Origin of the sequence: Amycolatopsis sp. FDAARGOS 1241, from assembly GCF_016889705.1 — a bacterium.
In the GTDB taxonomy this organism is placed as follows: Bacteria; Actinomycetota; Actinomycetes; order Mycobacteriales; family Pseudonocardiaceae; genus Amycolatopsis.
The window spans coordinates 7,503,206-7,526,352 of the sequence record NZ_CP069526.1 but is presented as its reverse complement, the minus strand read 5'-3'; the positions used below and the strand labels follow the sequence as shown (position 1 = coordinate 7,526,352).

General features: G+C 71.4%; 22 protein-coding genes and 1 pseudogene. 18 read left to right on the top strand and 5 right to left on the bottom strand.

Annotated features, from left to right (window positions below):
* Positions 1-143: 143 nt before the first annotated feature.
* The 8 genes and pseudogenes from I6J71_RS36575 (at position 144) to I6J71_RS36540 (ending at position 7,980) form a co-directional block, all read left to right on the top strand.
* A complete protein-coding gene (locus tag I6J71_RS36575) occupies positions 144-1,238 on the top strand; it encodes a hypothetical protein (RefSeq protein ID WP_204091032.1) in 1,095 nt (364 codons plus the stop codon).
* Complete coding sequence (locus I6J71_RS36570) at positions 1,238-2,389, top strand: toxic anion resistance protein (RefSeq protein WP_204091031.1); 1,152 nt, start codon at positions 1,238-1,240, stop codon at positions 2,387-2,389. Before I6J71_RS36575 ends, I6J71_RS36570 begins: the two co-directional genes overlap by 1 nt.
* Entirely contained in the window at positions 2,386-3,999 is a 1,614-nt protein-coding gene (locus I6J71_RS36565; protein ID WP_204091030.1) for a substrate-binding domain-containing protein, read from the top strand. Before I6J71_RS36570 ends, I6J71_RS36565 begins: the two co-directional genes overlap by 4 nt.
* On the top strand, positions 3,996-4,571 hold the full coding sequence (locus I6J71_RS36560; RefSeq protein WP_204091029.1) for a hypothetical protein: 576 nt from the start codon (positions 3,996-3,998) through the stop codon (positions 4,569-4,571). Before I6J71_RS36565 ends, I6J71_RS36560 begins: the two co-directional genes overlap by 4 nt.
* Positions 4,572-4,631: 60 nt before the next feature.
* Positions 4,632-5,412, top strand: a pseudogene (locus tag I6J71_RS36555) (transposase family protein).
* Between the two features lie 250 nt (positions 5,413-5,662).
* Complete coding sequence (locus I6J71_RS36550) at positions 5,663-5,875, top strand: hypothetical protein (RefSeq protein WP_204091028.1); 213 nt, start codon at positions 5,663-5,665, stop codon at positions 5,873-5,875.
* 198 nt (positions 5,876-6,073) lie between these two features.
* Positions 6,074-6,733, top strand: a complete 660-nt coding sequence (locus tag I6J71_RS36545) for a TetR/AcrR family transcriptional regulator (protein WP_204091027.1) — start codon at positions 6,074-6,076, stop codon at positions 6,731-6,733.
* Complete coding sequence (locus I6J71_RS36540) at positions 6,730-7,980, top strand: cytochrome P450 (protein WP_204091026.1); 1,251 nt, start codon at positions 6,730-6,732, stop codon at positions 7,978-7,980. The genes I6J71_RS36545 and I6J71_RS36540 overlap by 4 nt, the downstream gene beginning before the upstream one ends.
* Here I6J71_RS36540 and I6J71_RS36535 read toward each other — a convergent pair.
* Both I6J71_RS36535 and I6J71_RS36530 read right to left on the bottom strand, forming a co-directional pair.
* Positions 7,967-8,755 carry a hypothetical protein gene (locus tag I6J71_RS36535; protein WP_204091025.1) on the bottom strand — a complete coding sequence of 263 codons (789 nt, stop codon included), beginning with the start codon at positions 8,753-8,755 and terminating at the stop codon, positions 7,967-7,969. The two genes, I6J71_RS36540 and I6J71_RS36535, sit on opposite strands and share 14 nt — an antisense overlap.
* A 93-nt stretch (positions 8,756-8,848) precedes the next feature.
* Positions 8,849-9,142 (bottom strand): hypothetical protein, encoded by a 294-nt coding sequence (locus tag I6J71_RS36530; RefSeq protein WP_204091024.1) that lies wholly within the window; start codon positions 9,140-9,142, stop codon positions 8,849-8,851.
* 97 nt (positions 9,143-9,239) lie between these two features.
* Between I6J71_RS36530 and I6J71_RS36525 the strand changes: the two genes are divergently transcribed.
* The 3 genes from I6J71_RS36525 to I6J71_RS36515 are packed head-to-tail and all read left to right on the top strand — an operon-like array spanning position 9,240 to position 11,181.
* Positions 9,240-9,836, top strand: a complete 597-nt coding sequence (locus tag I6J71_RS36525; protein WP_204091023.1) for a pentapeptide repeat-containing protein — start codon at positions 9,240-9,242, stop codon at positions 9,834-9,836.
* A gap of 32 nt (positions 9,837-9,868) precedes the next feature.
* Positions 9,869-10,468, top strand: a complete 600-nt coding sequence (locus tag I6J71_RS36520) for a sulfite oxidase-like oxidoreductase (RefSeq protein WP_204091022.1) — start codon at positions 9,869-9,871, stop codon at positions 10,466-10,468.
* Positions 10,438-11,181, top strand: coding sequence for a ferredoxin reductase (locus I6J71_RS36515; protein ID WP_204091021.1), 744 nt, complete (start codon positions 10,438-10,440; stop codon positions 11,179-11,181). The genes I6J71_RS36520 and I6J71_RS36515 overlap by 31 nt, the downstream gene beginning before the upstream one ends.
* A 94-nt stretch (positions 11,182-11,275) precedes the next feature.
* Here I6J71_RS36515 and I6J71_RS36510 read toward each other — a convergent pair whose 3' ends face one another.
* Positions 11,276-13,720: a helix-turn-helix transcriptional regulator gene (locus tag I6J71_RS36510; protein WP_204091020.1), complete on the bottom strand. Its 2,445-nt coding sequence runs from the start codon at positions 13,718-13,720 to the stop codon at positions 11,276-11,278.
* Entirely contained in the window at positions 13,717-14,862 is a 1,146-nt protein-coding gene (locus I6J71_RS36505) for a molecular chaperone DnaK (protein WP_204091019.1), read from the bottom strand. The genes I6J71_RS36510 and I6J71_RS36505 overlap by 4 nt, the downstream gene beginning before the upstream one ends.
* Before the next feature lie 307 nt (positions 14,863-15,169).
* Here I6J71_RS36505 and I6J71_RS36500 point away from each other — a divergent pair, with 307 nt between their 5' ends.
* The 5 genes from I6J71_RS36500 to I6J71_RS36480 all read left to right on the top strand — a co-directional run bounded on the left by I6J71_RS36500 (position 15,170) and on the right by I6J71_RS36480 (position 21,513).
* The gene (locus I6J71_RS36500) at positions 15,170-16,219 is read left to right on the top strand and encodes an IniB N-terminal domain-containing protein (RefSeq protein ID WP_204091018.1); all 1,050 of its coding nucleotides are present in this window, start codon (positions 15,170-15,172) and stop codon (positions 16,217-16,219) included.
* Between the two features lie 97 nt (positions 16,220-16,316).
* A complete protein-coding gene (locus tag I6J71_RS36495) occupies positions 16,317-18,089 on the top strand; it encodes an isoniazid inducible protein IniA (RefSeq protein ID WP_204091017.1) in 1,773 nt (590 codons plus the stop codon).
* Complete coding sequence (locus I6J71_RS36490) at positions 18,086-19,279, top strand: GTPase (protein WP_204091016.1); 1,194 nt, start codon at positions 18,086-18,088, stop codon at positions 19,277-19,279. Before I6J71_RS36495 ends, I6J71_RS36490 begins: the two co-directional genes overlap by 4 nt.
* 114 nt (positions 19,280-19,393) lie before the next feature.
* Complete coding sequence (locus tag I6J71_RS36485) at positions 19,394-20,953, top strand: long-chain-fatty-acid--CoA ligase (RefSeq protein ID WP_204091015.1); 1,560 nt, start codon at positions 19,394-19,396, stop codon at positions 20,951-20,953.
* On the top strand, positions 20,953-21,513 hold the full coding sequence (locus I6J71_RS36480; protein ID WP_204091014.1) for a TetR/AcrR family transcriptional regulator: 561 nt from the start codon (positions 20,953-20,955) through the stop codon (positions 21,511-21,513). The genes I6J71_RS36485 and I6J71_RS36480 overlap by 1 nt, the downstream gene beginning before the upstream one ends.
* Here I6J71_RS36480 and I6J71_RS36475 read toward each other — a convergent pair.
* Complete coding sequence (locus tag I6J71_RS36475; protein WP_204091013.1) at positions 21,488-21,889, bottom strand: pyridoxamine 5'-phosphate oxidase family protein; 402 nt, start codon at positions 21,887-21,889, stop codon at positions 21,488-21,490. The genes I6J71_RS36480 and I6J71_RS36475 overlap by 26 nt on opposite strands.
* A gap of 138 nt (positions 21,890-22,027) precedes the next feature.
* Between I6J71_RS36475 and I6J71_RS49265 the strand changes: the two genes are divergently transcribed.
* Together I6J71_RS49265 and I6J71_RS36470 are read left to right on the top strand one after the other, a co-directional pair.
* Positions 22,028-22,177, top strand: a complete 150-nt coding sequence (locus I6J71_RS49265; protein ID WP_239154112.1) for a hypothetical protein — start codon at positions 22,028-22,030, stop codon at positions 22,175-22,177.
* Between the two features lie 18 nt (positions 22,178-22,195).
* Positions 22,196-23,146 (top strand): erythromycin esterase family protein, encoded by a 951-nt coding sequence (locus tag I6J71_RS36470; RefSeq protein WP_239155519.1) that lies wholly within the window; start codon positions 22,196-22,198, stop codon positions 23,144-23,146.
* Position 23,147 lies beyond the last annotated feature (1 nt).

Here is a 23,147-nt window from a genome sequence, read left to right as displayed (position 1 = left end):
CCGCCCCGTTTCCGGCGAAGATCCGACTGAACCCGTCCGTTCATCGACCGTTCACTTCGAACTCCTCGTGCCGCGCGTCAAACGAGTTGCTGGGACTGGAGGATCCGAGGTGACGCGTCGGGGGACGTGCGGAAGGTGGGTTCGTGAAGCGCCGGTTGTCGATCGGGCTGGCTGTGGTTCTGGTGCTCGCCGTGGTGGGGGTGATCATCTGGGGGCGGTCCGGCGGTGGCGACGAGGCGGGCGGCGGCGGTGACCTCACCGTCGTGCGCGGCGTGATCGGGTCGGAGAAGCAGGCTTTCTTCACCGATCAGCGCGTGGTCGACGCCTTCGCCAAGCACGGCCTGAAGGTCGAGGTCGACACGGCCGGATCGCGGCAGATCGCGACGACCGTGGACCTCGGCAAGTACGAGTTCGCGTTCCCCTCCTCCTCGCCCGCGGCGCAGAAGATCCAGCGCGACAAGAAGGTCACCACGGTCTACACGCCGTTCCAGTCGCCCATGGCGATCGCGACCTTCGCACCGATCGTGCAGTTGCTGAGCGCCGGCGGTGTCGTGCACAAGGGTGCCGGCGACTACCAGGTGCTCGACATCGCCAAGTACCTGCAGCTCACGCAGGCCGGCACGCGCTGGGACCAGTTGCCGGACAATTCGGCGTACCCCGCGCGCAAGAACGTCCTCGTCACGACCACCGACCCGCGCGAGTCGAACTCCGCGGCGATGTACCTGTCGATCGTTTCCTTCGTGGCCAACGGCAACACCGTCGTGGCCGGCCCGGACCAGGAGGCCAAGGTCCTGCCGCGGCTGTCGAAGCTCTTCCTCGACCAGGGCTACACGCAGAACAGCACGGAGGGACCCTTCGAGGACTACCTTTCCGCCGGCATGGGCAAGACCCCGCTCGCGCTGATCTACGAATCGCAGTACGTGGACCGCCTCGTGCGCCATGACGGGTCCATCCGCCCGGACATGCGGATGCTCTACACAGCGCCGACGGTCTATTCGAAGCACACCCTCGTGCCCTTCTCGCCCCACGGCGACGAGGTCGGCCGGCTCCTGTCCACCGACCCCGAACTCGGCAAGCTCGCCGCCACCTTCGGGTTCCGCACCACGAACCCGCAGCTGTTCCGCGACGTCGTCGCCGCGGCGAAGGCACCGGTGCCTGCCGACCTCGTCGACACCGTCGAGCCGCCGAGTTTCGAGACCCTGGAACGGATGCTCGACGCGATCCAGAAGCAGTACTGATGGACGAGTTCACCCTCACCCCGCCCGAGCCGGTGGCGGCGGTCCCCGTGGAGCGCGCCGCCGGGCTGATCGCGCTCGGCGACGACACGCGCGCCGAGATTTCCCGCCGCGCCGACGAGTTCGCCACGCGGCTGGAAGCGCTCGACGTCAAATCGCCCGAGTTCACGGTGCTGCTCGACGAGCTCCTCGCCGTCGGTGAAGCGGACATGCGCGCGGCGGCGACGGTCGCCGGGTCCATGCTCGATCGTTCGACGAAGGCGCTGGACTCCGCTCGCGGCGCCGTCGCGTCGCCGCAGCAGCAGGTGACCACCAGCCTGTCGGAACTGCGCCGCACGGTCGCGGAGCTCGACCCGGCGAAGCTGCCGATCACCGGTCGCAAGCTGCTGGGGATCTTCCCCGCCGCGCAGAGCGCCAAGCGCGCCCTCGACCGCTACCGCGCCGCGAACGAACCGGTCACCGCGCTGGTCCGCGAGCTCAAGGTGCGCCAGGACGTGCTGCGGCGCGACAACGCGACGATCAGGGGTGAGCGCGAACGCCTCTGGGCGACGCTGGGCAAACTCGCCGAAGCGGCGGCCTTCGCTGAAGCCGTCGACGGTGCGATCGACCGGCAGGCCAGCGTCTTCGACCTGACGGATCCCGCGCACGCCAACGCGTTGCGCGCCGACATCCTGTACCCGATCCGCCAGCGCCACCAGGACGTGCTCACCCAGCTGGCCGTGAGCGCGCAGGGTTACCTCGCGCTCGACCTGGTGCGCCGCACCAACGACGAGCTGATCCGGGGCGTCGAGCGGGCCGTGACCACCACCGTTTCCGCGCTGCGGGTGGCGATGCTGGTGAGTGCCGCGCTCGCCAACCAGCGCGACGTGCTCGACGAGGTCGACGCGCTGCAGGCCACCACCAACGGCCTGCTGCGCGCCAACGGACAGCTGCTGCAGTCGCAGAGCGAGGAGATCCGCAAGGCCTCTCGCGACCCGGCCGTCGCCGTCGACACGCTGCGCGAATCGTTCGACCGCATCTACTCGGCGCTCGACGCGATCGACGGGTTCAAAGCCGAAGCTGTGTCCCACCTGGCGTCCACAGTGGAATCGTTGTCCGGGGAGCTGTGCCGCGCCGAGGAGCGCCTGCGCCGTTCGCACGAGGGGGAGCTGTGAAGAAACTCGCCGCACTGGCGCTGGCCGCCGCGCTGCTGGTGACGGGTTGCTCGGCCGGAGGGTCGGACGACCCGGGTCCGGCCGAGGCCGGCACCCTGCGCATCCTCGCGGGCAGTGAACTCGCCGACCTGCAGCCGGTGCTCGACGAAGCCGCGAAAGCCACGGGCGTGAAGGTCAAGTTCACCTTCACCGGCACGCTGGAGGGCACGGAGTCGCTCGCGGACGGCGGCCTGGACGGGAAGTACGACGCGGTGTGGTTCTCGTCGAACCGCTACCCGGCAGGCATCCCCGACGCGGCCAAGCGGCTCGGCAACCAGGTCAAGATCATGAGCTCGCCGGTCGTGCTGGGCCTTTCGCAACCGGTCGCGCAGCGCCTCGGCTGGGACAAGAAGCCGCCGACGTGGGGAGACATCGCGGTGGCGGCGGGGAAGAAGGAGTTCACGTACGGGATGGCGGACCCGTCGGCGTCGAACTCCGGCTTCTCCGCGCTCGTCGGAGTCGCGTCCGCGCTGGCCGGCTCCGGGACGGCGCTCGACGCGCAGCAGATCACCGCCGTCACGCCGCAGCTCACGCAGTTCTTCAGCGCGCAGCAACTGTCCTCCGGTTCGTCGGGCTGGCTGTCGGACGCCTTCCAGCGGCGCGCGACCGGGCAGGATCCCGGGCAGAAGGTCGACGGGCTGATCAACTACGAGTCCGTGCTGTTGTCGATGAACTCCTCGGGCAAGCTGCCGCAGCAGCTGAAGCTGATCTACCCCGCCGACGGGGTCGTCACCGCCGACTACCCGCTGACGCTCCTCACCAGTGCGAGCCAGGACGCGCGCGACGCGCACCAGAAGCTCACGGACTACCTGCGCACGCCCGGCGCGCAGCGGCGCATCATGCAGGTCACGCAGCGGCGTCCGGTCGTGCCCGGCGTGCGGCTGGGGCAGCAGTTCGCGCCGCGCGACCTCGTCGAGCTGCCGTTCCCGGCGACGCAGCAGGCTGTCGACGCACTGCTTTCGGCCTACTTCAGCAAGATCCGCCGCCCGTCGCGCACGCTGTACGTGCTGGACACGTCAGGCTCGATGGAGGGCAACCGGATCGAGGCGCTGCGCACGGCGCTGGCCGGGCTCACCGGCGCGGACAACTCGCTGGTCGGGCGGTACCGGCAGTTCCACAGCCGGGAAGAGGTGACGATGCTGCCGTTCAACACCTCACCCGGCGAGCCGACGACCTTCACCGTGCCCGAGCAGAACCCGCAGGCGGAGCTGGCGAAGCTCAAGGACTACGCGGAGGGCCTCGAAGCCGGCGGCGGCACCGCGATCTACGACAGCCTCGGGCGCGCGTACCAGGTGATGGCACCCTTGCAGGCCAAGGACCCCGACCGGTTCACGTCGATCGTGCTGATGACCGACGGCCAGAACGAGAACGGCTCGGACCTCGCGGCGTTCACGGCGGCGTTCGGTTCGCTGCCGCAGGCCCTGCGGCAGATCCCGGTGTTCACGATCCTGTTCGGCGAGGGCAGCGGCGACGAGCTCACCCAGGTCGCCACGATGACCGGCGGCAAGGTCTTCGACGCCCGGAACGTGCGGCTCGCCAGCGTGTTCCAGGAGATTCGCGGGTACCAATGAGACGCTGGTTCGGCTCCACCAAGAACCTCTTCGGCTGCATCGGCGGCCTGCTCGGGCTCGTCCTGTACGTGGTCGGGGTGGTCGGGCCGCTGTGGCTCATGGTCGTGGTCGTCGCGGTGCTCTACGCGGCGGGCGCGCTGCTGGGCCCGCCGGACAAGGTGCGGCTCGTCGTCGACCCCGAGGCCGAGGCGGTGCAGGTGCGCTCGTCGCTGGACGCCTTGGCGCACACGGTCTCCGGGCACGCCGGACGGCTGCCCGCGTCCGCTGTGGACGGTGTGCGGCGCGTCGCCGAGATGCTCTCGGACCTGCTGGCCGACCCCGCCCGCCTCGCCGCGAACCCGGACCTCCAGCACCGCGTGCTGCTGCTCGCGCGCACGGACCTGCCGCTGTCGGTGCAGACGTACCTCAACCTGCCGCGCTGGTTCGCCGCGAGCCGCGCCGACGCGGGCCACGAGCTGGTGAAACAACTGGACCTCATCGAACACCGGGCGCACCAGCTGGCCGAGGAGTACTACGCCGCCGAGGTGAACCAGCAGAAGGACCAGACGCGCTACCTCGGCGAGGACGCTTAGCTAAGGGATGTCTCGTAACCCGGTGTGGGTCTGGTTGCCTAGATAGTTGATCATGTTGTGGTGCAGGTGATCTCGGCGTCGCGGTCGGAGTGGATTGCCCCGTTCACGGGGTTGGAACCGGGTCAGTTCCGCAAGTTGGTGCGGGTCGTGGCGAACCGTGGTGGTGACGAGATCGCCGATGGTCGACCTGGCCGTCAGTGGCGGCTTGACCTGGCTGATCGTGTGCTGCTGGTGGCGACATGCTGGCGGACGAACCTGACGATGCGCCAGATCGGGCCGCTGTTCGGAGTGTCGCATTCCGCGGCGCACCGGGTGATCGACACGATCGGACCGCTGCTGGCGCTGGCCCCGGTCCGCAAGCGTCGGATCGACTCTGTCGCGATCGTGGACGGCACCCTGGTGCCGACACGGGATCACCGGCTGGCGGCACCGTCGAAGAACTACCGGTACTCGGGCGTTCGTGCAGGTCGCGATCGACGCGGACACCCGGTTGGTGATCGCCACCGGCGACGCGCATCCGGGCAACCGCAATGACTGCACTGTCTACTGCGCCTGCGGCATCGAGCAGGAGTTGGCGGGGCGTTCGGTGATGGCCGACGGTGGGTACCAAGGCAACCAGGCCGTGATCATGCCCTACCGCAAACCTCGTGACGGCAGCGATCTGCTGGACTGGCAGGAAGATCTCAATGCTGGCCATCGCAAGATCCGTGCCCGCGTCGAGCACGCACTGGCGCGGATGAAGTGCTGGAAGATCCTGCGCGACTATCGCCGCGCCGCCAGCACGCTCAACGACACGATCTCCGGCATCGCCCATCTGCACAACATCCTCCTCGCAGACTGATCCACAACACCAGCCCCACCAACCACAAGATCAGTTACGAGACATCCCTTAGGCGGGAAGCCCGAGGGCCGACAGAGTCGGGTCCCGCTCGCGCTGAGCTGACTTCTACCGTGGCTGGGCCACCACGTGCTGTGTGACGCAGTGGATCCGTCACTACTCGGGCGAGGATGACACGACGTGCTTCCTGGAGGTCGGGGCCGACGGGTGGGCGGTCCGGCAGGTCGAGCTGCGAGGTCCTGATCGGCGGCCGGTGACCGCGGCAGCTCTCGACGAAGTGCTGCACATCCGCGACCGCGGCGAGCTCGCCGACATGCAGGGATACGAACATCGTTACGGTTTGCTCGCAGAGGGCGATGTGAGTGGCTGGGACGAGTCGGACCAGGTCGTCGAGGTTCCTGGTGCCGACTTCGAACAGGCGTGGATGACAGCTCGTGGCGCGCCGGACGGGGCAAAACCACGGTGAGAGCGTGGTGCCGCGCGCCCGGTTGAGACGGCCGCACGGGGATTGCCAACGGCATGCTCAAGCGGGCCGGACTGCTCGGGTCCGGTCGTGGTCCGTCCTCCACCACCGGCGCAGGAATAGCTCACCACGTGGGTTGTAAGACACGCGTCTCAAGGCTACTGTCGGCCCAGTAAGAAGATCGTCTTACGGAGGTACGCCGTGGAAATCCGCCGCGAACAGGCCGGAGCGACGCGGGAGCTGTTGCTGCGCACGGCGGAGCGGTTGTTCGCCGAGCGGGGCCTGGCACAGGTGCCGAACCGGCAGATCGTCGAGGCCGCCGGGCAAGCGAACAACTCGGCGCTGGCCTACCACTTCGGCAGCCGCACGGAGTTGATCCGGGCGATCACGCGCTCGCACGTCGAGCCGATCGCGGCGCGGGCCCGGGAGCGCGTGGGACGGACGCGGCGGTCGAAGAACCCACGTGACCACGTCGCCAGCCTCGTGCTGCCCTACACCGAGCACCTGGCGAGCCTCGGCAACCCCAGTTGGTGCGCGCGGTTCCTGGCCCAGGTCGTGACGGATCCGGCGCTGCTCGACGAGACCGAGGGCGTGGATCCCGTGCTGGCGGTCGAGTTCGTCGACGGCTCGGCGGCGGTGTGGGAGCACGTCGCGCCGCTGCCGCCCGCGGAGTCGGCGCTGCGCAGCCAGACCGCGCGCGTCGCGGTGATCCACACGTGCGCCGAGCAGGAGCGGCTCGCGGCGACCACCGGCGTGCCGGCCGACTGGGCGCTGGTCGGTGCGGCGCTCACCGACGCGTTGACCGGCTTGCTGACCGCTCCGCGCCATGATCTCCACCTCACTGCGGAAGGACGTTCATGACCAGCACCAAACCGCCCGCCATGCGCCGCCCGGTCCCGCCGGCGATGCTGCGCCGCGGCGGGTGCCCGTTCGACCCGCCGGCGGAGCTGGCCCGGTTCGACGAGCAGGCGCCGATCACGCGCGTCGAGTTGCTCAACGGCGCGCACGCGTGGGTGGTTACCGGCTACGAGCAAGCCCGCGCGGTGTTCGCGGACACACGCTTCAGCTCCGACACCGTCCGCAACCGCAGCGCGCTGGACCTGCTGCCCGAGGAAGTCGGCAAGCCGCGGTGCGCGGTCGAGGTGCCCCAGCGCGAGGACGGCCGCTTCCTGTTCATGGACCCGCCCGAGCACACGCGGCTGCGGCGGTTGCTCACCGGTCAGTTCACCGTGCGGCGCATGCAGACGCTCGAGGCACGGATCCGCGACATCGCGGTCGAGCACCTCGAAGCCATGCGGGCGGCCGGAAACGAGGGCGACGTCGTGCCGGCGTTCGCGTTGCCCTTGCCGTCACTGGTGATCTGCGAGCTGCTCGGTGTGGACTACGCCGACCGCGCGGAGTTCCAGGACCACACTTCGGTCGCGCTGAACCTCACCAAACCCGAGGACGAACGGCGCCGCGCGTCCGAATCGATCCACGGCTTCATGCGGAAACTGGTGGCACACAAGCGCAAGCACCCGGCCGACGATCTGTTGTCGGGCCTGATCCACGGCGACGCCGAGCCGCCGCTCACGGAGGAAGAGCTCGTCGACATCGCGACCGTGCTGCTGGGTGCCGGGCACGAGACGACGGCGAACATGCTGGCGCTGGGGACTTTCGCGCTCCTGGAGCACCCGGAGCAGCTGGCGCTGGTGCGCGAGAACCCCACTGTGCTCGACACCGGCGTGGACGAGCTGCTGCGCTACCTCTCGATCATCCATATCGGACCGTCGCGAGTCGCGACGGAGGACATCACGATCGCGGGGGTGACGATCGCCGCGGGCGACACCGTGCTGATCTCGGTGCCGCAGGCCAACCGCGCGGCGGACCACTGGCCGCAGCCCGAACGCCTCGACCTCACGCGCCCGCGCACGCCGCACCTGGCCTTCGGGCACGGTGTGCACCAGTGCCTGGGACAGCAGCTCGCGCGCTCGGAGTTGCGCGTCGGGCTGGCGGAGCTGGTGACGCGGCTGCCCGGGCTGCGGCTCGCGATCAACGCCGCCGAAGTGCCGCTGCGCACCGACATGCTCGTTTACGGCGTGCACTCGCTGCCGGTCACCTGGTCCTGAGCCGGGGCGCCGTCAGGGTGAGGGCGGCCGTCGTGAGCCACGCCAGCATGTCGGGCAGCGGGACCCGTGACAGGCGCTCCGGCCACTCGTCGGCAACGGTGCGGAGCACGAGCTCGTCCTCACCCGGGGTCACTCCGGTCAGGCGCAGGCCCTTCGGCAGCTCGGGCAGTGGCAGCACGACGGGGCGGATCCGTTTCGGCGGACGGAATCCCTTCTGTCTGATGTGGAGGGTCGTCGGGGTCAGCACGACGGCGTCTTCGGCCACGGTGGGGGTCAGCGTGAGCCGGCCCCAGCGGGGGTGCTTCGCCCAGCGCACCTGGAACCCGTCGGGGCAGGGCGTCGCGACGATGTCCGGGCGCACCGCGGCGACCCGGTCGCGCACGACGCTGCCGGGCACGGTGATGTCGAGTTCGACGACGCCGGGGATGACGGCGGGCGCCGGCAGGCCGCGCAGGCGGACGTCCGCCGCCAGCACCACGACGCGCCGCACCGGGATGCTGCCGGGTGGGGCCGGCCACTCGACGTCTTCGGCCACCAGCCGCACGTCACCGACGCGGCCGGTGGCCAGCCGCAGGGAGTCTGCGGGATGGTCGAGTTCGGTGATCGTGAACCGGGCCTCGCCGCCATTCACCTTGGCGGCGAGGCGCCGGCCGACGAGCTGTTCGCTGATCGTGCGCGCCAGCGCCGCCGGGGTGGCGGGCACGTTCGGCAACAGGGAAGCGGCGAGACCCGCGATTTCGGGAACCACGGCTTCGAACCATCGGCCTTCGGACACCGGGACAGCGTATTCCGCGTGCTTCCCGATCGCTCTCGGCTGTGGCGTTCGCCCCCTTTTTGTTTCCGTTTCCGGAAAACGGGTTCAGCCCGGTCAACGGGCGACGAGACGGGCGATGATCCCGCTCACGACCAGCCAGAACACAGCGGCCAGGCCGTAGTTGAGGATTACGGCCAGGTCGCCGTTGCTCACGGGGAACAAGCCGGGGAAGAACAGGGCCAGCGGTTCGGCCAGTGATCGGATGAAGGTGAAGAAGCCGTTCGCCGTGTTGGCGCCGGCGAGCAGCATGACCAGGTAAAGCACTTCGATCACCGCGAACAACCCGCCGATTCCGGTGATCACTCGCGCTGCCGTGTTGGTTCTGGTGGAGCCTCGCCATCTGGACATGCCTGGTAATTCCCACTTCCGAGTGAGGGTAAAACGCGCCACCGGGAAGATTGCGCCGGTTGGCGCACGGCGCCACACAGGCGGCTAGCCTGGCCGCGTGCCTGCCGCAGAGAGCGACCTCACGTTCCGCCGGGAAGACTGGTACGCGGAGGAGTTCACCGGCCGGCGCTTCGAGCGGTGCGAATTCCACGACGTCGACCTGACCGAAGCCGTCACGCGTGGTGCGGTGTTCGTCGACTGCGTGTTCGGCAACGTCCGCTTCAACGCGTCACAGCACGTGGACACCGCCTTCACCGGCTGCACCTTCACGCGCTGCAACCTGTTCGACGCCGAGTTCAGCGGCTGCAAGCTCGTCGGCAGCCGGTTCGTCGAGTGCGCGTTGCGGCCGCTGCGCGTGCTGGGCGGCGACTGGTCGTTCACGGGGCTGATGCGCGCGGACCTGCGTGGCGCGAAGTTCCAGGGCGTGCGGATGCGCGAAGCCGAGCTCACTGCGGCCGACTGCACGGGCGCCACGTTCGCCGAGGTCGACCTGTCGGGAGCGGAGCTGCTCGACGTGAAGTTCGGCGGCGCCGAGCTGCGGGGGAGCGACCTGTCGGCGCTCGACCCGGTGCGCGCGGAGCTGGGCGGCGCGATCGTGTCCCCTGAACAAGCGATCGTGCTGGTGACCTCGCTGGGCGTGCACGTGCGCGGGTAGGCTGCGGCAGGGTCTCTCGGGAGGAGTGGGCAATGGGTGTCATCACGCCTGGGTTCGCCGGTCGCGCCCGCGGGGGAAACCCGCGGCTGCCACCGGGTCAGTACCTCACGGAGGACTTCCCCGTCCTGTCCGCCGGCCCGACACCGCGCGTGAACCTCGACAAGTGGGAGTTCTCCGTCACGACGGAGAAGGGTGAGAAGCGCTCTTTCTCGTGGCACGAGATGACGGCGCTGCCGAGCGAGAAGTTCGCCGTGGACATCCACTGCGTCACGCAGTGGACCAAACTGGACACCCGCTGGCGCGGCGTACCGGTGGCGACGCTGCTGGGCGACCTCGACACCGAGGCCGACTACGTGATGGCCCACTCCTACGGCGGTTACACCACGAACATGCCGCTCGCCGACCTGCTCGACGGGCAGGCGTGGGTCGTCTACGAGTACAACGGCAAGCCGCTCTCGCCGGAGCACGGCGGCCCCGCGCGGCTGCTGGTGCCGCACCTGTACTTCTGGAAGTCGGCGAAGTGGGTGCGCGGGCTGGAACTGACCACCAAGGACGAACCGGGGTTCTGGGAAACCGCCGGCTACCACGATTACGGAGACCCATGGCGGGAACAGCGGTATCAGGGCGACTAGCTTGGCGCGTCGCCACGCTGGCGGAGATCCGCCAGGAGACAGCGACGGCCCGCACCCTCGTGCTCGACGTCCCCGGCTGGCCCGGTCACCTGGCGGGCCAGCACGTCGACGTCCGGCTCACCGCCGCCGACGGCTACACCGCCCAGCGCAGCTACTCCGTCGCGGCGCCCACCGACGGGGACCGGATCGAGCTCACGGTCCAGCGCGTCCTCGGCGGTGAGGTCTCGGAGCACCTCACCGGCCCGTACGCCGTGGGCGACCCCGTAGAGGTCCGCGGCCCCATCGGCGGCTGGTTCGTGTGGCGGCCGGCCGACCGAGCGCCCGTCCTGCTCGTCGCCGGCGGGTCCGGCATCGTGCCCCTGATGGCCATGGTGCGCGCCCGCCGCGCCGCCGGCAGCCGCGCCCTGTTCCGGCTCGTGTACTCCGTCCGCACCCCGGCGGACCTGTACTACGCGGAAGAGCTGCGCAAGCCCTACGCCGGCCTCGACGTCACGTACGTCTACACCCGCCGACTTCCCGACGGTGACCCCGGCATCCCGCGCCGCATCAGCGTGGCGACCCTCAACACGGCCGGCTGGCCGGCCGATTTCGGCGCCACCTCGTACGTCTGCGGGCCGACCGGGTTCGTCGAAACGGTCGCCGACATCCTGCTCGCGCTGGGCCACTCGCCGCACTCGATCCGCACGGAACGCTTCGGCCCCAGCCGCGACTGACCGAGGAGAAACGCCTCCTCAGGGGGTTCAGCCGAACCTGATCAGGGCCTGCGGGGCTCCCCCGCGACAGCTGTCGTGCGGGAGCCGGCCGCGCTCAGGACGGGTCGGGTTTGGCGAGGAGTTCCCGCAGCGTCGCGAGCAGCTCCCGGCGGTCGCCGGCGCCCAGTTTGGCGCGGATGCGGGCCATGTGGTGTTCCACGGTCTTGCCGGAGATGAACAGCTTGCTCCCGGCCTGCTTGTACGTCAGCCCGTCGACCACCAAGCGCGCGACTTCGAGTTCGCGTTCGCTCAGGGAGCTCAGGCCCGGGGCGGCGCCGGATTCCGGGGTGGCGGATTCGCGGCGGCCGGTGCCGGCCTGGAACTGGCGGGCGGCTTCCAGCAGCTGGACCATGGCTTTGCGGTCGGAGGTGCGGATGGCGGCCTGGCCGGCCAGGCGGGCGGCGTCCCAGCAGAGGTCGAGGCCGTGGAGCTCGGCCGCGGCCGCGGAGACCTCGTCGTGGTCGAAGGTGCCGCCCAGGACCGCCAGCCAGCAGGTCGCGGCGCGGGCGAGGGCGGCGGGGTAGCGGCCGTGGCCGGCGAATTCCGTGAGCGCCGCCAGCTGGCGCGCGGCCGTGTCGAGGTCCTCCACGGTGATCGCCGCGTGGAGTTCGTGCCAGCACAGCGAAACCGTCCACAGTGGAGGGTTGTTCAGTTCGCCGAGCATGGCGTGGGCGCGGTCGAGCTGGCGCGCGAGCTTCGCCTGGGCGCCCGTCCGCGCGGCGGCGATCGCGAGCTCGCCCAGGGGCAGCAAGGTGAACAGGTCCGTCTGCTGCCGCATCGACGCCTGGTACGCGCGGTCCCACGACTGCTGCAGTCCCACGAGGTCGCTCGCGCGCCGGGCCAGGCCCAGCTCCAACGTGGCGAAGAACAGTTCGTCTCGGGCTTCCAGGCGGGTGTCCGCCACGGCGTCGCGGTGGGCGGCGGCGGCGGTGAGGTGGCCGCTGGTCATCGCGACCCAGCCGAGCAGCAGCCGGTGCCGGGCGGTCAGCAGGCCGCCGCCGACGTCGCGCGCCAGCGCGCGCTCCAGTGCCGACTCCGCGAGCCCGAGCTCACCGGAGTGCAGCCCGACGAGCGCGGCCAGCGCGGCCGGGCTGTCGGGCAGCGGCGCGCCGCCCGACGCGGGCTCCAGCATGGCGGCCGCACCGACGAGCGCCGAGAGCGTCTCCGCGCCGTGGCCGTTCACCGAGTCGACGATCCCGCTCGCGGTCCGCGCCACCGCCCCCGCGAACAACGTCGGCGCCACTCCGGGCACCGGCGCGTCGACCAGCTCCCGGGCGGCGGCCAGCTGTCCCGTGCCGGCCAGCGCGATGGCCGCGAACGCGGTCGCCGCGCCTCGCCCGGCCCAGCGGTGCGAATCGGGGCCCGGTGAGCCGGTCGCCGAGTCCGCCGCCGCGGCCCAGCGGTACAGCTCCGCGCTGCGCGCCAGCTCGCCCCGGTGCGCCAGCACGGTGGCCGCGATCTCCGCGCCGGCCGCGCGCGCTTCGGGGTCGTCGCCGGTCACCATGCCGTCGCCCAGCCGCAGCGCCGTGTCGAGATCACCGGACAGCGCTGCGGCGCGCGCCCAGCCCGTCGTCACGGCGGCGTCGCGCGCCCCGGCGTCGAACGCGGCTTCGAACAGCCGCGCCGCGAGTTTCGCGTCTCCGGGCAGCGCCTCGCCCGCGGCCGCCGCGAACGCCGCCGCCGCGCTCGCGCCGGAACTCCTGGTGTCCAGCAGCGAACGAGCCAGGTCCAGCACCGGCAGACCACCGCTCAGCTGCACTTCCACGAGCTGCTGCAGCACCGTCAGGCGCCGCGCCGGCGGCCCGTACGTGCGCACCGCCTCGGCCGCTACCGGCAGCAGGGTGTCGTTCGCGTCGAGCAGGCCCGTGGCCCGGGCGCCGTCGACGACCTCGGGCAGCCGGTCGGGCGTCCGGTCGAGCAGCGCGCACAACAGGTCCAGGTTGCGGCTCGCACCGGCTTCGGCGGCAATGAGGTACCGCAGCACGTCGTCGTCGAGCTCGGCCAGCTCGGCGCGGAAGTCGGCGAGCTGGCCGGTCAGCGTGCGTTCCAGCAGCCGCGGCACACCGCCGGTGCGCGAGTGCAGCGCGGCCGCGGCCGCGGCGTCGACGAGCCGGCCCGTCAGCTGCCGGGCCAGCCGCCCGACCGCCTCGGTGTCCAGCGGCGGCAGGTGCACCTGCCGTGCGATCGGCTCGGTCAGCGCGCGCAACGCCTCCGCGCGCGGGTTCGGCCGGTGTGCCAGCACGACCGGGCCCGCCACCGACGTGAGTCTCGCCAGGTCCTGCGCACCGAGCTGGTCGGCGTCGTCGACGAACGTCGCGTCGACGCCCGCCTCGCGGCAGCCCGCTTCGAGCGCGCCGAGCAGCGCGCTCTTGCCGTAGCCGCCGGGTGCGACGACGACGAGCCGCAACGGCGCGTCGGAGGCAGCCGTCAGCTCCGCGAGGAGCAGCCGGGCGACGGGGTGGATGGCTTCGGTGCCGGATTTCGCCAGCAGTGCGTTCAACAGTGACCTTCACCGGTGGGGGCTGCGCCGGCGGGGCGGGCGCAGGAGCTGAGGGAAGCGGGGTGCGCTGGGGGAGTGCCCTTGTCCGCGGTGGCTTCGTGGGACGTCAGGGCGGCGATCAGGACGGAGGAACCGATGGCGAGCACCGCCGCCGCGGCGGCGAGCGGCCGCCAGCGGCGGAGCAGTTTCGCGGGCCCCTCTGGCTCGGGGAGCTCGAAGGGCGTGATCTCCACGGGCGGCGGTGCGGGCCGCTCGGTGAGCTCGGGCCGGCTTTCGACCCGGGGAAGCAAGGTGGTTTCCGCGGCGGGCTGGTCCCGCCGCGTCGGCGGGCTCATCCGCTGGACGGCGAGACTACTGGCCCCGAACGCGGCCGTGAGCGCGGGCTGCGCTCCGGTGAACACGGGACAGGGGAGCCGGCCCGGCAGCACGCCCGGTCCCGGCTCGCCGCAGAACACGATGCCCGCCAACGCATCCGGGGCGACCGAAATGCCGTGGGCGAGCGCGAACGCGGTGCTCACGGCGGCCGCGGGCGCCACGCCCTCGGTGCTCGTGCGCGCGACCCAGCCGCTCGCGCCGGACATCGTGGCCAGCGTGACGGTGACGCCGTCCGGCCCGAACTCGCACACGGCGGCCGTCTGGTCGCCGGGTCCGGGCTCGGGGACGTGGGCGTAGAGCGCGGCGATCGCGCTGGGCACGAGCGTCACGGCCGCGAAGCCGGATTCGCCGAGCGCTCGTCGCAGTAGGTCACGCCGGTAATTCCCCCAATCACCGGGGTGGGTGATCACGAGGTGGCGCGGAGCTCCTCCGAGTTGCGCGCCCGCGTGTTCGGCGATGCCCTCGACGAGGACTGCGGTGAGTGACTCCGGAGAGAAGCGCTCGCCCGCGACGAACACCGGGACGTCGTCGCCGATGCGGCGGTGGAACCCCGTCAGCAACCGAGACGGGGTGCCCGCTCCGGCGTGCGTCGCGGCGTCGCCGGTGAGGAGATAACCCTCGCTGTCCAGGAACAACGCCGTCGCGGCAGCCGGCGAGCCCTCTCCGAGCCACACCGGTTCGGGGGCACCCCAGCCGTCGGCTTGCCTGCGGCGCGTGGCGGCGTGGGTCCGGGTGTGGGCGACATCGATGCCGAGCACATAGGGCAACGCCGCTTCCTCCCTTCGTCGCACCGGGACGGGCCAAGGAGCGCAATCCGTACCCCTAGGGGTACGTCATCCTCACCCGTTCGGGTCATCTCGGCAAGCTGGGGTGGGATTTAACCCAACCGAGCCCCCGTATGGATGAGCCCCTAACTCCCTAACGATCTCATATCGACCCCCTAACGGCTGAGCGAGTGGCGACTGGGAGTAAACCCCGATGTGAGCGGGGGTGCCCGGTCCCTAGCTTGATCGCCACTCCCGGCCGTGAACGGCCGGGGCATCCCCCGTAATCAACACAACTGGAGATCCCCACATGGACCCGGTGCAGACTCTGCACGACTTCACGCTCACCCTGCTCAACGACCCCACGTCGCTGGCCGCGTTCGCGCAGGACCCGCAGGCCGCGCTCGAGGCCGCTGGGCTCGGCGACATCAACGCCGCCGACGTGCACGAGGTCATGCCGCTGGTGCTCGACACCATCCCGGTCGACGACCTGGGTTCGCTGGGCAGCCTGCCGCAGGCCGGCGACCTGACCGGCGTCCTCGCCGACGGCCCGCAGGGTGCCATCGAGCAGCTGCAGGCGCTCACCGCTTCGTTCGGTCTCCCCGGCGTGGCTGTTCCGTCGGTCGGCGACCTCTCGGCGCTGCCGGCCGTCGGCGAGCTCCCGGCCGTGGGCGAGCTGCCCGCGGTGGGCGAGCTGCCCGCCGTCGGTGGCCTGTCCGGCCTCCCGGCCCTGAGCGATCTCCCCGGCGCCAGCGACCTGCAGAACACCGCTGCGGGCGTCACCGCCCTCGCGCAGGACCCGACCGGCGCGTTCTCCTTCGGCAACGACCTCTCGCGCGGCTTGGACTCCGAGGCCGTCAACAAGGTCGGCGGTGTCGTCAACGGCGCCGTCGGGCAGGTCGACCAGGTCGGCGCGGACGTCAGCAACGCCGTCGGCGCCGCCTCCCCGGTCCACGCGAGCGACCTGCCGGCCGTCGCCGGTGCCGCTGCCCCGGTGGGCGACCTGACCAACAGCCTGGCGGAGGCCGGCGGCGGCGTCGCGGGCCACGTCAGCGACCTCGCCGGCTCGGTCACGGACCAGGTCGGCAACCTCACCGGCGGCCTCGGCGCCGGTGGCGTGGACCACGCCGTCAGTGGCGTGACCCACGAGGTCGGCGCACTCACGCACGAGGCTCCGGACCTGGGCTCGGCGGCTTCGGACGCGGGCACCGACGCGCACACGGGCACCGACGCGGGCGTCGGTGTGGTGCACGACACGGTGTCGACCGTGACCGACCTCGGCCAGCACTCGCTGGGCCTCGACCTCCACGCGGGCGCCGAGACCAGCCACGGCGGCGGTGAGCTGGACCTTCACCTCTGATCTGAGGTCCTAGAGTGGCGGCTTCGCGGTCTGGGTGCGACCGCGGAGCCACCACCCGGTTCGCGTACTCCCCGTGCACGGGGGACACTCCTTCGTCGTGACCGCTTCCGCTTGGCTCGAAGTGCTCGACGAGGCCTTGGACGCCTGCCGGACCCACGGCCGCGAAGACCTGGTGCAGCGCCTGCGCAGACGCCGGGACCGGCCGCCGGGCGGCACCCGCATCGCCGTGCTGGGTTTTCCCAAGCAGGGCAAGGGCTACGTCGTGAACGCAGTGCTCAACGCGCCCGTGTGCGCCGTCGGCGACGCGCCGACCCCCGCGGTACCGGTGGAGATCGGCTTCTCCGCCCAGCCCACCGCGACGCTCGTCGGCCGCGCCGACGAGCGCGTGCCCGTTCCCGTCGAACGCCTCACCGGCGAGCTCGGGGCACGCCCCTCGGGCTCGCTGCGCCGCGTCGAGGTCGGCGTGCCGCGGGAGCTGCTCTCCGCGGGCCTCGTGCTCGTCGACACCCCCGCCATCGGCGACCCGCGCTCGCCGCGCACCGCCGCGGCTCTCGACGTGCTGGCCGACGCCGACGCCGTGGTGCTCGTCTCCGACGCCACCACGCCGCTGGGCCCCGCCGAGATCGCCCTCGCCCACCACGTGCGCACCTGGGTGCCCCACGTGGTGCTGGCGCTGACCAAGATCGACGTCTGCCCGAGCTGGCGCGCCGTCGCCGAGCGCGACCGCGCGCTGCTGTCGAACGCCGGCATCGACGCGACCGTCCTGCCCGTTTCGGCCACCGTCCGCCTCGCCGCGGCCAAGACGGGGGACCAGGAGCTCAACGCACGCTCGGGCTTCCCGCAGCTGTTGTCGTGGATCGCGGAGCAGGCCGCGCGCCCGCCGGAGCACACGAACGCCGTGCTCGCGGCGATGAGCGTGCGGGCCGCCGCCGCGGAGCTCGTGGAGGCGTTGCGGGCGCGCGCCGAGATCGCCGCGCAGGAAGCCGGTGTGGACCAGACGACCCTGCTGCAGCGCGCGCAGCGCAAGGCCGACGAGCTGCGCAAGCGCAACACCCGCTGGCAGAACCTGCTCGCCGACGAGATCGCCGATCTGCAGTCCGATGCCGAGTACGACCTGCGCGAGCGCACCCGCAAGATCGTCGAGACCATCGACGAGACCTTCGACCGCGGCGACCCGGTGAAGGTGTGGGACGAGTTCGGGCCGTGGCTCGACAAGACGCTGTCCGAGGCCGTCGAGACCAACTACGCCTTCACCGCCGACCGGGCGGAGTGGATCGCGCGGGCGGTCGCCATCGCGTTCGGCGAGCAGTACGACCTGCCGGAGCTGCGGCTGGACTCGCCTGGCGCGGAGCTGATCACCGACGTCCGCCGGCCCCGCGTGGAGGGGTTCAAGATCGGGCACAAGCTCTTCACCGGTCTGCGCGGCTCCTACGGCGGTGTGCTGATGTTCGGGCTCGTGACGAGCCTCGCCGGGCTGCCGCTGATCAACCCCGTTTCGCTCGGCGCGGGCGCGGCGTTCGCCGCGAAGACGATCAGCGACGAGAGCGGTATGCGGCTGCAACGGCGCCAAGCCGTGGCGAAGATGACCGCGCAGCGCCACGTCGACGACGTCTTCCTGCGCTTTTCCAAGGAGTGCCGCGACGCGATCCGCGGTGTGCAGCGGCGGTTGCGCGATCATTTCGCCTCACTGGCCGAGGAACTCTCGGATCAGCTCGCCCGCGAACGCGAGATGATCATCGCCGGCTCCGCCGAACGGGAACGGCGGACTGTGCGGCTGCGCCGCGAGATCGAGCGGCTCGCGTCGCTGCACCAGCGCGCGGGCGAGCTGGGTGTGCTCGCGGGCCGGGCGCCGAAGGAGTTGCCGGCGTGACCGACGACGTTCGCGGCCTGCTGGCCGACGCCTGTGCCTTCTACCGCGACAGCCCGCGCGCGGCCGCGTCGCTGCGCGAAGTGCTGGACCACTTGGAAGAACCGTTGCGCGTCGGCGTGACCGGTGCGCCGGGCACGGGGAAATCGACGCTGGCGGCGGCGCTCGGCGAGATCCGGGCGCTGCGCGACCTGGCCCTGGTGGACGACCCGCCGCCATCGGTGCTCACCGACGCGACCGTGCGGCTGCTGCGGCACCTGGAGCCCGACGAGCTGGCGAGCGCGCCGGCCGCCGCGCGCTCGGGGTTCGCGCGGCAGACGGCCGTGGACACGGTCCTGGTGCTCGCGCGGGCCGACGAGACGGGCGCCGGGCGCATCGACGCGCTGCTCACGGCGAAGCAGCTCGCGCGCCGGGCGTGGCGCGAAGACCCGTTGTGCAGCGGGTCGCAGGGCGTGATCGCGGTGGCCGGGCAGCTCGCGTACGGGGCCCGCATGTTCACCGAGGACGAGTTCGAACTGCTCGCCGCCTTCGCCGCCGTGCCGCGCGAGGAGATGGAGCGCTACCTGCTGTCGGTCGACGCCTTCACGGATCCGGCGTTCCCCGGCCCGGTCTCCGTGGACACGCGGCGTTCGCTTGTGTCGCGGTTCGGGCTGTTCGGGGTGAAGCTCGCGCTCACGCTGATCCGCACCGGCAGCGACAGCCGCGTGAAGCTGTCGACGGAGCTGGTGCGCCGCAGCGGGCTCGGCGAGCTGCGGGACACGATCGCGGGCTGTTTCGCGGCGCGAGCCGACGCCTTGAAGGCGCGCACGGCCGTGGTGCGGCTGGAAACGGTGCTCAAGAACGAGCCGCGGCCGCAGAGCGACCGGCTGGAAGCGCGCGTGGAGCGCTTCGCCGCGACCGCGCACGACTTCCGCGAACTGCGGCTGATCGCCGACATCCGCGGCGGGCGCACGGCGTTGTCCGGGGATCCGGCGGAGGAAGCCGTGCGGCTGCTGGGTGCGCAGGGCACGACGCCGGAGGAACGCCTGGGGTTCGAGGTCGAGACCGATCCGCGCGAGGTCTACGCCGCGGGCGTAGACGCGGTGATGCGGTGGCGGCACGAAGCCGAGCGGCCCGACCGGCCGCCGGCCGAGCGGGCGGCGGCGCAGGTCGTGGTGCGCAGTGCGGAGGGGGTGCTCGCGCTGTTCGCGTGAGCCTGCCCGGTTTCGTGACGCGACGTGGCCGGTTTTCGCCTGCCCGGGGAGTTGACGCTCGGCGGTCCTGGTCGCACCATAGAGCACTCTATGGTCCCGGCGAAGGGAGCCGCGATGGCTGTCGGCGAGCGTCCTGACTTCCGTCTCCTCGGGGACGTGCTCGCGCACTGGGCGCGGGAGCGCGGCGACGAGCCGGCGGTCACCTTCGGCGGCGTCACGCGCACCTGGGCGGAGTTCGACGAGCGCGTTCGGCGGCTCTCGGCGGCGCTGGCCGCTTCCGGGGTGGGCCGCGGCGATCGGGTGGCGTTCGTGGACAAGAACCACCCGGCCTGTCTCGAAGTGACGTTCGCGGCGGGCGGGCTGGGCGCGGCCAACGCGATCCCCAACTGGCGCCTGTCGCCCGACGAGCTCGTCTACGTGCTCAACGACTCCGGTGCGGAGGTCGTGTTCGCCGGTGCCGACCTGCTGCCCACGGTCGAGGCGATCCGCGACCGGCTGCCCGCTGTGCGGCGGATCGTCGTGGTGGGCGGGGAGGACGACGAGTTCGAGGCGTTCGCCGCGAACTGCGATCCGTCCGCTGTGGACTCCGGGCTGGTCGCAGAGGGCGACGGGGTGCTGGTGATGTACACCAGCGGTACCACGGGGTTCCCGAAGGGCGCGGTGCTCACGCACCGGAGCGTGCTCACGCACGGGACGGCCGTGGGCAAGGCGTTCCCGATGGACCCGGGGGACAAGAACCTGGTCGCGATGCCGCTGTTCCACGTCGGCGGTACCTGTTACGCCATCGTGGGTTTCCTCACCGGCTTGCCCACGATCATGACGCGCGAGCCGGACGCGAAGTCGCTGTTCGGTGCGCTCGCCGCGGGCGCGACCCACGCGTTCCTGGTGCCGGCGGTGGTCGGCGCGATCGTGCAGGCGGGGGAGCAGGCGATCGCGGCGCTCTCCCGGCTGAAGTACCTCGGCTACGGCGCTTCGCCGATGCCGTTACCCCTGCTGCGCACGGCGCTGGCGGCCTGGCCGGACATGCGGTTCGTGCAGGTCTACGGCATGACCGAGCTCTCGGGTGCGGTGACCACTTTGGACAACGACGCCCACCGCGACACCTCGCGTCCCGAGCGGCTCGCGTCCGCGGGCCGCCCCGTGTCCGGTGTGGAGGTTCGCATCGTGGATCCGGCGACGTCGGAGGACGCGGAATCGGGAGAGGTCTGGATCCGCACGGACCAGCGGATGTCAGGTTATCTCGGGAAACCGGAGGCGACCGCGGAGACCGTCGTGGACGGCTGGGTGCGCACCGGCGACATCGGCCGCCTCGACGACGGCGGGTTCCTGTTCCTCGAGGACCGGGTGAAGGACATGATCATCACCGGTGGTGAGAACGTGTACTCGCCCGAGGTGGAGCGCGTGGTCGCGGAGTTTCCCGGCGTCGCGGACGTCGCCGTGATCGGCGTGCCGGACGAGCGGTGGGGTGAGCAGGTGAAGGCCGTGGTCGCGCCGCTGCCGGACGAGGCCGTGGACGTGGACAAGCTCCTGGAGTTCTGCCGCGAGCGCCTGGCGCACTTCAAATGCCCGTCCAGTGTGGACGTTCTCGAAGCCTTGCCGCGCAACGCGACCGGCAAGATCCTCAAGCGCACGCTGCGGGAGCCGTACTGGCGGGACCGGGATCGCAACGTCTGATGCCCGCGGTCACCAGGGAGCAGTACTTCGAGGCGGCGTTGGGCGTGCTGTCGGCCGATGGCTTCGCGGGCCTGAACGTCGGCCGCCTGTGCCGCGAGCTGGGTGTGACGAGCGGTTCGTTCTACCACCACTTCGGCGGCTGGGCGGCGTTCGTCGACGAGCTGCTGGCGTTCTGGGAGAACCGCCAGGTCCTGATCCTTGCCGCGGGCGATTTCGGCACGGCGGGCCCGGCCGCCGACTTCGCCGCCCTGATGGATCTGACGCTCGGGCTGCACCACAAGGCCGAAGCGGCGATCCGCGCGTGGTCGGTGAACGACGAAACGGTGCGAGCTGCCCAGAAACGCGTCGACCACGCGCGGTTGCGGACCGTCGGGCGCGCCGTGAAGGGCATCGTGAGTGACGCGGTTCCGGCGCGCACGCTGACCGCACTGGGCCTGGCGATGCTCGTCGGCCACCAGCAGCTCGCGGCGGCGGGGGAGGACACGGACTTGCCGGCGTTGATCGCGGAGTACACCTGGCTGGTGCACTCGCGCGCTAGGCGTTGCCGAGGACCCGCTTGATCGCGATCTCGAGCACGACCCGCTTCGGGTTGGGCCGGGGCTGGCGATAGCGCTGCGCATAGCGGTTTTCGGCGTCGCGCACGGATTCCTCGTCGTCGCGCAGGATCATGCGGCCCTCCAAAGTAGACCAGCGCGGACCGTCCACCTGGCACACGGCCGCGGCCACGCCGTCACCGGTGCCGTTTCGGGTCACGCGCGCCTTGTGCGAATCGGCGAACGTGATGACCCGCGCGACGCCCGCCTCGAAGTCGACGGTCACCCCGACCGCGACGACGTGCGGCGTCCCATCGGCGCGGACGGTGGTCAGCGAGGCGAGGCGCCGCTCGGTCCAGAAGGCGCGGAACTCGTCGCCGCGCGCGGTCAGGTCGATCTCCATACCCCGCACGCTAGCTCGCGGTGCGGCGCATCCCGCGCCACGGGGTGGGTGAACTGCCCGTTTGAAGGTTCTGGGTGGTCTTCGCCCCTGTTCTCGGGAGAGGTTTCAACCGAGCGTTCAACGATACGATTGAAGCTCATGAACCAGCAGATCCGCGATTTCGTCCCACCGTCGGCCGAGCTCGTCGCCCTGGGTGAGCCGACTCACTCCGAACCGGCCTTCCAGTGGGCCCGCAACGCCGTCTTCGCCCAGCTCGTCGCCGCCGGTTTTCGCTCCATCGTCCTCTAAACCGACCGCGTGGCCGCCATGAAGGTGAACGACTACGTCCTGGGCCGCGGCGGCGCCCTCGACGACCTGCTGGCCACCGGGTTCACCCACACCTTCGGCTCCCTGGCGGGCAACCGCGCCCTGGTCGAGTGGCTGCGCGATCACAACGCCGCGGCCTGCCCCGCCGACCGGGTGCACTTCCACGGCTTCGACCTGCCCACCGAGATGACCAGCGCCCCCAACCCCCGCCCGTACCTGGAACACACTCGCGACTACCTCGCCCTCGACTGGGACATCGCGGCGCTGGCGGGCCCGGACGACGACTGGTCCCGCGAGGAGGCCGTCCTGGACCCCGCGTGCTCCCCAGGCGCCACCCCCGCGTCCGACCGCCTTCGCGCGCTGGCCGACGACCTGCTTTCGCTCCTGTACGTCCGCGCGCCTGCGCTGATCACCGCCACTTCGCGCGAGTCGTGGTTCCGCGCGCACACCCACTGCACCGCCGCCCTCGGCCTGCTCCGCTACCACCGCACCGCCGCTACCGCCGCGGACCTCCGCACGCGCATCTCCCTCCTCTCCGCCGTCCGCGACGCCCAGATGGCCCGGAACCTCCTGGACATCCGCCACCGCGAATCCACCCGCGGCGCCACCTTGGTCTCCGCCCACAACCTCCACCTGCAACGCCCCCTGTGCACCTGGTCCTCCCCGCTGACCAAGCTGGACTGGCCCAGCGCCGGCTCGATCCTCACGGCGGTTTCGCGGGACTACTTCTTCATCCCCTCCACCACCGACGCCCTCGAACTCCCGACCCCACCGCCTACGACTTCCTGGCACCTTGTCTCCCCGAAGCTCCTCCGCGCGGCCCCACCCCGCCCGACCCCCCACCCCGACCGCGGCTACTTCCCCCTGGCCCAAGCAACAATCGACACGGCCGACGCGATACTCCAGATCACGGACACCACCAAGACGACGAACGACCTGAAGGACACCTGAC

Excerpts from the sequence above, each read along its gene's own strand:
- I6J71_RS36570 (WP_204091031.1), top strand. The coding sequence starts at position 1,238 with ATGGACGAGTTCACCCTCACCCCGCCCGAGCCGGTGGCGGCGGTCCCC.
- I6J71_RS36560 (WP_204091029.1), top strand. The coding sequence starts at position 3,996 with ATGAGACGCTGGTTCGGCTCCACCAAGAACCTCTTCGGCTGCATCGGC.
- I6J71_RS36540 (WP_204091026.1), top strand. The coding sequence starts at position 6,730 with ATGACCAGCACCAAACCGCCCGCCATGCGCCGCCCGGTCCCGCCGGCG.
- I6J71_RS36530 (WP_204091024.1), bottom strand. The coding sequence starts at position 9,142 with ATGTCCAGATGGCGAGGCTCCACCAGAACCAACACGGCAGCGCGAGTG.
- I6J71_RS36520 (WP_204091022.1), top strand. The coding sequence starts at position 9,869 with ATGGGTGTCATCACGCCTGGGTTCGCCGGTCGCGCCCGCGGGGGAAAC.
- I6J71_RS36515 (WP_204091021.1), top strand. The coding sequence starts at position 10,438 with ATGGCGGGAACAGCGGTATCAGGGCGACTAGCTTGGCGCGTCGCCACG.
- I6J71_RS36500 (WP_204091018.1), top strand. The coding sequence starts at position 15,170 with ATGGACCCGGTGCAGACTCTGCACGACTTCACGCTCACCCTGCTCAAC.
- I6J71_RS36485 (WP_204091015.1), top strand. The coding sequence starts at position 19,394 with ATGGCTGTCGGCGAGCGTCCTGACTTCCGTCTCCTCGGGGACGTGCTC.
- I6J71_RS36480 (WP_204091014.1), top strand. The coding sequence starts at position 20,953 with ATGCCCGCGGTCACCAGGGAGCAGTACTTCGAGGCGGCGTTGGGCGTG.
- I6J71_RS36475 (WP_204091013.1), bottom strand. The coding sequence starts at position 21,889 with ATGGAGATCGACCTGACCGCGCGCGGCGACGAGTTCCGCGCCTTCTGG.
- I6J71_RS49265 (WP_239154112.1), top strand. The coding sequence starts at position 22,028 with ATGAACCAGCAGATCCGCGATTTCGTCCCACCGTCGGCCGAGCTCGTC.
- I6J71_RS36470 (WP_239155519.1), top strand. The coding sequence starts at position 22,196 with ATGAAGGTGAACGACTACGTCCTGGGCCGCGGCGGCGCCCTCGACGAC.